Source organism: Candidatus Pelagibacter communis, assembly GCF_001180185.1.
In the GTDB taxonomy this organism is placed as follows: Bacteria; Pseudomonadota; Alphaproteobacteria; order Pelagibacterales; family Pelagibacteraceae; genus Pelagibacter; species Pelagibacter ubique_F.
Genome location: NZ_CVSS01000052.1, coordinates 1 through 9,204 on the forward strand (window position 1 = coordinate 1; position 9,204 = coordinate 9,204).

Annotated in this window: 10 protein-coding genes and 1 pseudogene; 4 read left to right on the plus strand and 7 right to left on the minus strand. The window is 27.0% G+C overall.

Annotation, left to right across the window (positions count from 1 at the left end):
- The 6 genes and pseudogenes from AMN95_RS05120 to AMN95_RS05145 form a co-directional block, all read right to left on the minus strand.
- Positions 1-823, minus strand: a pseudogene (locus AMN95_RS05120) (S1 RNA-binding domain-containing protein); the annotation flags it as partial.
- Positions 824-958: 135 nt separating this feature from the next.
- On the minus strand, positions 959-2,278 hold the full coding sequence (aroA, locus tag AMN95_RS05125; protein ID WP_256997955.1) for a 3-phosphoshikimate 1-carboxyvinyltransferase: 1,320 nt from the start codon (positions 2,276-2,278) through the stop codon (positions 959-961).
- An 8-nt stretch (positions 2,279-2,286) separates the two neighbouring features.
- The gene (locus AMN95_RS05130; protein ID WP_075522893.1) at positions 2,287-3,063 is read right to left on the minus strand and encodes an ATP-binding cassette domain-containing protein; all 777 of its coding nucleotides are present in this window, start codon (positions 3,061-3,063) and stop codon (positions 2,287-2,289) included.
- Positions 3,063-3,638 carry an LPS export ABC transporter periplasmic protein LptC gene (lptC, locus tag AMN95_RS05135; RefSeq protein WP_075522894.1) on the minus strand — a complete coding sequence of 192 codons (576 nt, stop codon included), beginning with the start codon at positions 3,636-3,638 and terminating at the stop codon, positions 3,063-3,065. Before lptC ends, AMN95_RS05130 begins: the two co-directional genes overlap by 1 nt.
- A gap of 3 nt (positions 3,639-3,641) precedes the next feature.
- Positions 3,642-4,607, minus strand: a complete 966-nt coding sequence (locus AMN95_RS05140; protein ID WP_075522900.1) for a KpsF/GutQ family sugar-phosphate isomerase — start codon at positions 4,605-4,607, stop codon at positions 3,642-3,644.
- Position 4,608: 1 nt separating this feature from the next.
- Positions 4,609-5,220, minus strand: coding sequence for a ribonuclease D (locus AMN95_RS05145; protein WP_075522895.1), 612 nt, complete (start codon positions 5,218-5,220; stop codon positions 4,609-4,611).
- Between the two features lie 15 nt (positions 5,221-5,235).
- Here AMN95_RS05145 and AMN95_RS05150 point away from each other — a divergent pair, with 15 nt between their 5' ends.
- A complete protein-coding gene (locus AMN95_RS05150; RefSeq protein ID WP_075522896.1) occupies positions 5,236-6,207 on the plus strand; it encodes a complex I NDUFA9 subunit family protein in 972 nt (323 codons plus the stop codon).
- A 15-nt stretch (positions 6,208-6,222) separates the two neighbouring features.
- Here AMN95_RS05150 and AMN95_RS05155 read toward each other — a convergent pair whose 3' ends face one another.
- On the minus strand, positions 6,223-6,717 hold the full coding sequence (locus AMN95_RS05155) for a GcrA family cell cycle regulator (protein ID WP_075522897.1): 495 nt from the start codon (positions 6,715-6,717) through the stop codon (positions 6,223-6,225).
- 167 nt (positions 6,718-6,884) lie between these two features.
- Between AMN95_RS05155 and AMN95_RS05160 the strand changes: the two genes are divergently transcribed.
- The 3 genes from AMN95_RS05160 to AMN95_RS05170 all read left to right on the plus strand — a co-directional run.
- A complete protein-coding gene (locus AMN95_RS05160; protein ID WP_075522898.1) occupies positions 6,885-8,048 on the plus strand; it encodes an aspartate aminotransferase family protein in 1,164 nt (387 codons plus the stop codon).
- Positions 8,049-8,052: 4 nt separating this feature from the next.
- Entirely contained in the window at positions 8,053-8,982 is a 930-nt protein-coding gene (gene argF / locus AMN95_RS05165) for an ornithine carbamoyltransferase (protein WP_075522899.1), read from the plus strand.
- A gap of 11 nt (positions 8,983-8,993) precedes the next feature.
- Positions 8,994-9,204: hypothetical protein (locus AMN95_RS05170; RefSeq protein WP_143323770.1), on the plus strand; the 211-nt coding region annotated here is incomplete at its 3' end.

The following is a 9,204-nucleotide window of genomic DNA, read 5'->3' on the forward strand; positions in this document are numbered from 1 at the left end:
TACATCTAAGTGCAAAGGTGGATGTATAGTTGAACATATAGATACAGGATCTTTCATGTTTTTCTCCAATATTAAAAACCTCATCAGGATGATTAACTCTAGAATATGAAATTTCTTGTAAGTGAACTAACACGTCAAGCTCATTATTTACATTAAAGAAACAACCAAAAGAGCTATAACCTTTTACCTCAGCATTTTTAATAATGTCACCAACCTTGTACTTATCAATAATTTTTGCTTTATCCTCTTTCTTAAAAGATGATATAATTTCTCGTCTAGATACACAGGCATTACCTCTGACTTTATCTAATTTTATAAGTGCGAACTTTTGAGGTTCGTTCATTAAATGGCTAATGTCTTTAAGAGGTTTATCGCTTATTTGTGACCCTGGTAAAAACATTAAAGATCCTGTATCTATATGTTCAACTATACATCCACCTTTGCACTTAGATGTAATTTTACCCATAATGGGCTCATTTTTTTCATAAGCTTCAACTAATTTATCCCATCCTTTAATCTTTTGAGCCTTACTAGCAGATACAAGCACTTCTCCGTTTTTGTCCTCGATTTTTTCTAATAATACTGAAATTTTTTCTCCCACTTTGATTTTTTCACCTAGACCCATACTTTTGAGCTCGTTGATATCAAGAACTGGTTCACTCTTAAGACCTTCAACAAATAGGAAAACAAATTTTTCAGTAATTTTATTTATTTTTCCTTCAATTATCTTTCCTTCTTCAATATTAATCTTTGAGAGTTGGCTGTTTAATAATTTTTCAAATTCTTTGGAGGCTGGGGTTGATAGATCTTTGTATATTTCCATTAATAAGTTAAATTCCAATCTGTTTTTTAAAAAACACAGACTTTTAGATAAAATTGATGTTTAAATCAATAGGAAATAATAATTAAAAAAACAAATTATATTAATCTTATAATTAGTATTTTACAGGGATTTTGGCTACCTTTTAAGCTCCTCTATATTTTTTAAAAATGATGGAAAAGAGGTTCTAATAGAGTTTTTGTCATATATTTTCCAATTCCCCCCAAAAGTTAATGCAGCTACCACACTTGTCATAAAAACTCTATGATCTTTAAGATAATTTTTTATAGTTATTGTTTTATTAACAACCAAATCAGGGTTACCAAAAATTTTTATGGAGTCATTATTTGAAATAGTTTTTACACCCATCATTTTCAAAATTTTTACACCCCATTTTAAACGCGGACTTTCCTTTTGATTTAATTCAGATAAATCTCTAAAATATGAAATTCCTTTAGCTTTAGCAGCAACTAAGAAAATTACCAAAAATTCATCAATTGCCGAACTATTTAAATAAGTTGGACATTTAATTGCTTTAAGAGATTTTATACTTTCAACGTAAATATCCGCAATTTTTTCTCCTTTATATTTTTTTATATTTCTTAAATAAATCTTAGCTCCCATTAATCTTAAAATTTTTATAATACCAGTTCTTGATGGATTTATATTAACATTTTTAACTTTTAATTTTGAATTATTAGATAAAATTGTAAGAACTAAAAAAAAAGCGCTAGAGCTAATGTCAGTAGGGATCTTATAATTTAATGCTTTATACTTTTTTTTACCAGTAATTCTAATTACATCAAAAGAATTTTTTTTTTTTATTTTTATTGGTAACCCCAAGTATTTGAATAATAGTTCACTATGATTTCTTGATTTTTTTGCCTTAATAATTGTTTCTCCACTTGTATTCAATGCAGCAAGCATGACTGCGGTTTTGCATTGAGCTGATCCTTTGTCTTCAGTATATTTAATTGGTTTTGGTTTTGTTGTACCTTCAATTGTGATTGGAAGTTTTCCAGAATTTGTTTTGAATTTTGCACCAAATTTTTCTAGAGGCTTAGTTACTCTAAAAAAATCTCTTTTTGATAAACTTTGGTCTCCAATAATTTTAATTTTATTTTTTGCGTGAACTAATAATCCCATAATTAGTCTTCCAAGGGTTCCTGAATTTCCTGCATTAAGAACTATATTTTTTTTATACTTAAATCCATTTAGACCCAATCCATTAATTTCACATTTATCTTTTGACAATTTAATTTTAACTCCAAGTTTTTTTAAACATGATAATGTACTTAAAACATCTTCAGACCTTAAAATATTTATTGATTTTGATTTACCTATTGCTTGCGAAGCTAATAATGCCCATCTAATTGATAAACTCTTGTCTCCCTCAATTTCTAAAATTTTATTAAACGGTTTGATAAGTCTTTTAATAATGATTTTATTATTCATCATTTATAAAATTAACTTATTTTAAACGAGTCTCCAAAATATGCATTTCTAGCATCTATATCTTGAATCAAATTAGATGGCGTTCCCTGTGCAACAACCTTACCGTTATGAATTATTGCTGCTGTATCTACACAAGCCAATAAGTCTCTTGCTTGATGATCGCACAGTATAACAGATATATTATTATCGCTTTGTAAATTTACAATAATTTCCTGAAGTGTTTTGATTGTCATTATATCCAGAGCAGCAAATGGCTCATCTAGTAAAAGTATTTTCGGATCAGAGACTAATGCTAAAGCAATTACTAATTTTTTTTTCTGTCCTCCAGACAAAAAGTCAGCTTTGATATTTCTTATAGAATCTAATTCAAATTTTGAAATTAACGAATTGATTTTTTCTTCTCTGTAACTAGAATTTGTTATAGTAATTTCTGCAATAGCTTTTAAGTTTTCATCAACTGTCAAATCATGAAAAAATCCTCCATTTTGAGGCACAAAGCCAATCTTAAATTTAATTGCTCTTTGGTAAATCGGATATTCATTAATTTTTTTTGAGTCGATTATAATTGACCCATAATCTGGGGAAACTAAACCAATTATCAGATTGAAAATTGTTGATTTACCAACTCCATTTGGGCCCAATAATCCTAAAATTTGTCCATTATTTAAATGTAAATTTAGATTATCTAAAATTATTTTTCTTCCAAATTTTAATGAAATCTTTTCTAATCTCAGAATTGCATTCTTATCTTTAAAAGATTTAATTCTAAATTTTTTAATATTTGACATTAGCTCAGAATTTCAATTTTTACATTATCACTATCGTCCATATATATTTGAATTTCTTTTGTGATCAAATCTATTTTTATATTGTCCGCTAAAATAGTACCTCTTAAACCTAAATACCTTACATTATTTGATATTGTTATTAAATTATTTGTAAAATCTACATAAACATTTTCAGATAAAACAGTATTATCCAAATACTCTATTCTTACATTTTCACTAAAATTTGTATTATAATTTGAGTTGTTATAGACTGCTTTCAGAGACTTTATAGTTAATGGAATATTTTTGTCGTCAATAAAAGTTCCTATTACATTTTGCATATTTACTATTTCTATATTATTTTCATAAGTAATTTCACTTAATTCAGAAGAAATAATATATTGGCTGTTATTTTCTAATTTTATTTCATATTTTAAATTCTTTATAAGGTTATTTTGGTTATCTTCTGAAATAGGTACTTCAATTAACTTTTTTTGAGAGATTAATTTTTCTGGCTCAATTAAATAAATGTTGTAAAAGGTAATACAGAGTATGACTATTAATAATAGAAGTGCTATCTGAATATTTCTTTTCATATATTACTTTAAGATATTTAGTAAATTATGAATATGAATTACACCAATTATTTTCTTTTTATTTTGATTTTTAAAAACACAAACATTTGTTATTTTTCTTTTATTCATTTGAGTTAGAATTTCTGAAGCAAGCATGTTTTCCTCGACGACATAAGGCTTCTTTGTCATAAAAAGCTTAATCTTTAAATTATTTATAGCTCTTTTTTTTTGCATAAGTCTTTTCAAGTCGCCATCAGTAAATACCCCAACATTTAACCCTAAATCATTTTTAACAACCAAAAAACCCAGTTTCTTTTTATTAAGAACCTTAAGTGCTTTTTTCATTAAATCATTCTCCTTCACAAAAGGAATTCGATTTTTTGTTAACATAATATCAGATGCTGTTTTTAATTTATTACCTAAATTTCCTGCTGGATGAAATTTTTTAAAATCTAATCTACCAAAACCTTTTTTTTTCATTAACGCAATTGATAAAGCATCTCCTAAAGATAACTGAGCTGTTGTGCTAGAGGTTGGGACAATTCCATATCCAGACTCTCTTACTTCAGGAATAAGTATTTTTATATTGGCAGATTTATATAAATTAGAGTCTTTATTTGATACAATTCCTATTAAAGTAATTTTATTTGATTTTGCATATTTAATAATGTTCTTTAATTCATCTGTATTTCCAGAATAACTTATCAAAATTAAAATATCATTTTTTGTAATTCTTCCCAAATCTCCATGAGAGCAATCACTAGCTGAAATTGAAAATGATGGAGTTCCAACAGAAGATAAAGTTGCTGAAATCTTTGAGGCTATTCTACCACTTTTACCAACGCCGCAAATTATCACTTTTGATTTACATTTATTTATCACTTTTACAGCTTGATAAAATGAATCGTTAATTGAATTTTTTAATTTTTTTAATGCTTTAATTTGAAGATCAATAACATTTTTTCCAATTTCATTAATTTCATTTTTCATTTTAATGTGACCAGATATCATCTTTAAACAAAGCTAAATCTAAATCTACCCTTGTTTTTAAAAATTTAAGACAGTCCTTATAAAGCTCAATTCTATTTTCCCTTTTTAAAATTTTTACTAATTCATCATGAATCTTATGTAAATAGATGACATCATTGGCACAGTATTTTAACTGAGCGGGAGTTAGCTCACCTCCAAAATCTGAATTTTGAAATTGTTTACTCACATCAATATTTATAAATTCTTTAATTAAAGTTTTGAGAGAATGGTTATCAGAGTAAGATCTTGCTAACTTTGAAGCAATTTTGGTATCAAAAATATTATTAGTATCCGTTTTTAAATAATGTTTTATATAAGAAATGTCCGCTCTTCCAAAATGGAAAATTTTGGAAATTGCAGGATCAGATAAAATCTTTACTAGGTTTGGAGCATTATAGCTATCTCTATCAAGTTGTATTATATGTGCATCTGAATTTCCAGATGAAATTTGAATAAGGCACAAAGGGTCTCTTCTAACATTTAAACCCATGAATTCACCATCCACAGCTATAACATTGCCTAATTGTAAATCATCTGGTAAATCGGTTTTGTGAAGTTTAATATCAATAGTCATTTATAATATATATATATGAAACCTAAAAATTGTCTAATTTTTGGTGGTAGTGGCCAAATTGGGAGACACTTAATAAGAAAATTAACTAAAAATAATATTAAAGTCACTGTTGTAACTCGTAACATTCATCAAAAAAGTTATCTTATTAAAACCCAGGGAAATGCTGGATATATTGATGTCGTAGAAGCAAACATTTACGATGAGGTTAAAATAAGAGCATTATTTTCAAAAGCTGATTTGTGTATAAACCTTATAGGTATTTTATTTGAAAAAAAAAAAGGAAATACTTTTTATAATATTCATACTCTCTTTCCTAGCCTGTTAGCTAAACTAGCCAAAGAATTTAAGTTAAAAAGTTTCATTCATTTATCTGCTTTAGGAATTAACAATGCAGCTGATAGCAATTACGCTAAGAGTAAGTTAGAAGGTGAAAAAAATATTCTTGATAACTTTCCTCTCGCAACAGTATTGAGACCCTCTGTGGTATATTCAGTGGATGACAATTTTACCACAAATTTTATGACACTCTTGAATAGACTTCCTATTTTTCCTTTGTATTATTCTGGAAAAACAAAATTTACTCCCATTCATTGTTCAGATTTAACAGACATAATTTATCATGTAGTTTCAAAAAATATTAATTCTAAAATTATAGAATGTGTTGGTCCAGAGGTGATTACATTCGAAAACATAATTAAAAAGCTTTTGAAAGCAATTAATAAAAAAAGAATTTTAATTCCTATGCCATTATCTATAGCAAAAGTTTCTGCAAAATTGTTTCAATTAATGCCAAATCCATTATTAACAGAAGATCAATTAAGATTATTAAGATATGATAATATTTTATCAAATAAGTATAAAAGTAATTTTGATTTAGGTATACCTAGTACGAGATATTTTGATGAAGAATTAAAAAAATATTCTTATATGTGGAGAGAGGGAGGGCAATTTTCAATTGAAAAATATATTTCTAAAGAAAATACCTAATTTTAAATAAAAACTTTAACCAGATTGTAGTTTTTTTTCGATAAATTCTGGAACTTCTTCTTTGCCTGATGCCTCTTCTTTTTTACCTTTTGGTTGGTAAGCATAAAGTAAATGTAGTTTACAATATGAAAAATCTTTTAACGAAGATCGTCCACAAAAATAAAAATTTTTTTCATCTGGATGTCCTATGGGCCATTTACAAGAATTTTCATCTAATTCCTCTAATTGCTTTGGATTTTCTGGTTCAAAGTCTTTTTCGATTATTAATGATTTAAATTTACTTTTTCTGGTCCTTTTAGATTTAATATTACTCTCTTGCACTGAAGACTCAAAATTTTTAGTAGAAGTAGCAGTTCTCGTTTTTATTTTAGCAGATAAATTTAGTCTATGAGCTTTACCTATAACTGCATTTCTACTTATTCCACCAATTATCTCAGCTATTTGGCTAGCAGTATTTCCTTTGCCCCATAATTCTTTTAATTTTGCTACTTTTTCTTCAGTCCAACTCATAATTTTCTATATCTTGTATAAGATGACATGATAAACACAATATAAGGTTATTTTGTTAAAATAAACAAGATTAATTTAATCTTTATCAACAACTAATTAAATACTTAATTTTTCAATCGAAAATTGTATTTAATTATTTTATTTTAGGAGATTAAAACATTATTCTTATGAGCTATCTTGTTAAAAATTACAATCGAAAAAAAATATCTTTCAAAAAAGGAAAAGGAAGTTTTTTATATTCAAACAATAATCAAAAATATTTAGATTTTGTTCAAGGTATAGCTGTTAATTCATTAGGACACGCTCATCCAAAATTAATTAAATCACTATCTAAACAATCAAAAAAACTTTGGCATGTTTCAAACGCTTTCATTATTCCAGAGGGAGAACTATTAGCTAAAAAAATTGTTAAAAAAACTTTTGCAGATTTTGTTATGTTCCAAAATAGTGGTGCAGAAGCTACAGAGGCAGCAATTAAAGTTGCTAGAAGATATTTTTATTCAATTGGTAAACCAAATAAAAATAGAATTCTATGTATTCGAAACTCTTTTCATGGAAGAACCATAGCAGCTATATATGCAAGTGGATCAAAGAAAATGATAGAAGGATTTGGTCCTAAGGTAAATGGTTTTGATCATTTTGATTTTGGAAATCATCAATCGCTTGAAAAAAACATCACAAAAAATACAGCAGCGATAATGGTTGAGCCTATTATGGGTGAGGGCGGAATTAAGATTATCCCAGATTGGTGTTTGAAAGAACTTAGAAAATTATGTAACAAAAAAGGTATTTTGTTAATTCTTGACGAGGTTCAATGTGGCATCGGAAGAACAGGTAATTTCTTTGCCTTTGAAAAATCAGAAATTAAACCTGATATCGTTCCGATTGCAAAAGGTATTGGTGGTGGATTTCCAATTGGTGCAGTTCTCATGAATAAAAAGGTTGCAAAAAGTATGACAGCGGGCAGTCACGGTTCAACTTTTGGAGGAAATCCTTTGGCTATGCAAATAGGTAATACAGTTTTTGATATTATCTCAAAAAAAAGTTTTTTAAAAAATGTAAAAAAAAATTCAATTTATTTTTTGAAACATTTGAACAATATTCAAAAAAAATATCCAAAAATTATTAAAGAGGTTAGAGGCAGAGGTTTTTTAATTGGCTTACAGGTTCACAAAGATCAGTCAAATTTCATAAAAAGATTGTATGAAAACAAATTATTAACTATTAGAGCTGCTGAAAATGTTGTGAGAATTTTACCACCACTTAACGTTAAGAAATCAGAACTAGATTTGGCAATTAAAATAATCAACAAAGTTTGTTCTAGCTATTAATTTTATGAAACATTTTATTAACCTTAAGGATATTCCCACTAAAGATTTGCGGAAAATATTAATGCATGCAAAAAAAAGAAAACAAACAAGATCTGAATTGAATACATTGCAGCTTGACAAAGATGTCCCTTTAAAAGGAAAATTATTAATTCAAATGTTTGAAAAGTCTAGCCTACGAACAAGATTGAGCTTTTATCTTGCAATTAGACAACTTGGAGGAGGAACAATTACTCTTAGATCAAATGAATTACATATAGGATCAGGTGGCGAATCTTTAGAAGATACCGCTAAGATTTTATCTACTTATGGTGACGGATTTATGTTAAGAACGAATAGTGATCTCAAAATAGATAATTTCAAAAAACATTTATCTATACCAATCATTAATGGTCTATCTCCCTCTTCTCATCCAACCCAAGTTTTATCTGATATTTTTACAATTGAGGAAATTAAAAAAAAAGATATTTCCAAATTAAAGATTGCTTGGGTTGGTGACTCAAATAATGTTTTAAATAGTTTAATTGCTGCATCTGTAAAATTTTCTTTCAAATTAAATATAGGCTGCCCAAAAAATTATGAACCAAAAAAATTTATTTTAGATTGGGTTGAGAGTAAGAAAAAAAAATTGTTTATATTTAATAGTGCAAAAAAAGCAGTGGAAAATGTAGATGTCATTTTTACTGATAAAGTTATTTCTTTAAATGATAAAGTAAACAAAAAGAAAAAGATTAAAGATTTCAGAAATTTCAAAATTAATAAAAAACTAATGAGCCATGCAAAAAAAGATTGTATATTTTTACATTGTCTTCCAAGAGGTAATGAGGTTGAAGACAAAGTTTTCAAAAGTAAAAATTCTAAAGTTTGGTTACAGGCTCTAAATAGAGTTCATGTACAAAAAAGCATTTTGCTTTATTGTTTTGGTAAATTGAGATAATAAAAATTTACATGAAGAGAGGGCTTATATTTAAATGTTTTCTTATTTTATTAATTACTGCTTCTATATTTATAACTATAGATTATTTATTTGGAAAAAAAATTGATAAAATAATTAGAATTAAAGATGACGAGAGGGTTTATCGTGTTCAAAATGAATATTTTCATCACGGGTTTTTAAAAAATTATTCAACAAATAAAGCTCGTTGGGGTAATAGATTTT

Excerpts from the sequence above, each read along its gene's own strand:
- aroA (WP_256997955.1), bottom strand. The coding sequence starts at position 2,278 with ATGATGAATAATAAAATCATTATTAAAAGACTTATCAAACCGTTTAAT.
- AMN95_RS05130 (WP_075522893.1), bottom strand. The coding sequence starts at position 3,063 with ATGTCAAATATTAAAAAATTTAGAATTAAATCTTTTAAAGATAAGAAT.
- lptC (WP_075522894.1), bottom strand. The coding sequence starts at position 3,638 with ATGAAAAGAAATATTCAGATAGCACTTCTATTATTAATAGTCATACTC.
- AMN95_RS05140 (WP_075522900.1), bottom strand. The coding sequence starts at position 4,607 with ATGAAAAATGAAATTAATGAAATTGGAAAAAATGTTATTGATCTTCAA.
- AMN95_RS05145 (WP_075522895.1), bottom strand. The coding sequence starts at position 5,220 with ATGACTATTGATATTAAACTTCACAAAACCGATTTACCAGATGATTTA.
- AMN95_RS05150 (WP_075522896.1), top strand. The coding sequence starts at position 5,236 with ATGAAACCTAAAAATTGTCTAATTTTTGGTGGTAGTGGCCAAATTGGG.
- AMN95_RS05155 (WP_075522897.1), bottom strand. The coding sequence starts at position 6,717 with ATGAGTTGGACTGAAGAAAAAGTAGCAAAATTAAAAGAATTATGGGGC.
- AMN95_RS05160 (WP_075522898.1), top strand. The coding sequence starts at position 6,885 with ATGAGCTATCTTGTTAAAAATTACAATCGAAAAAAAATATCTTTCAAA.
- argF (WP_075522899.1), top strand. The coding sequence starts at position 8,053 with ATGAAACATTTTATTAACCTTAAGGATATTCCCACTAAAGATTTGCGG.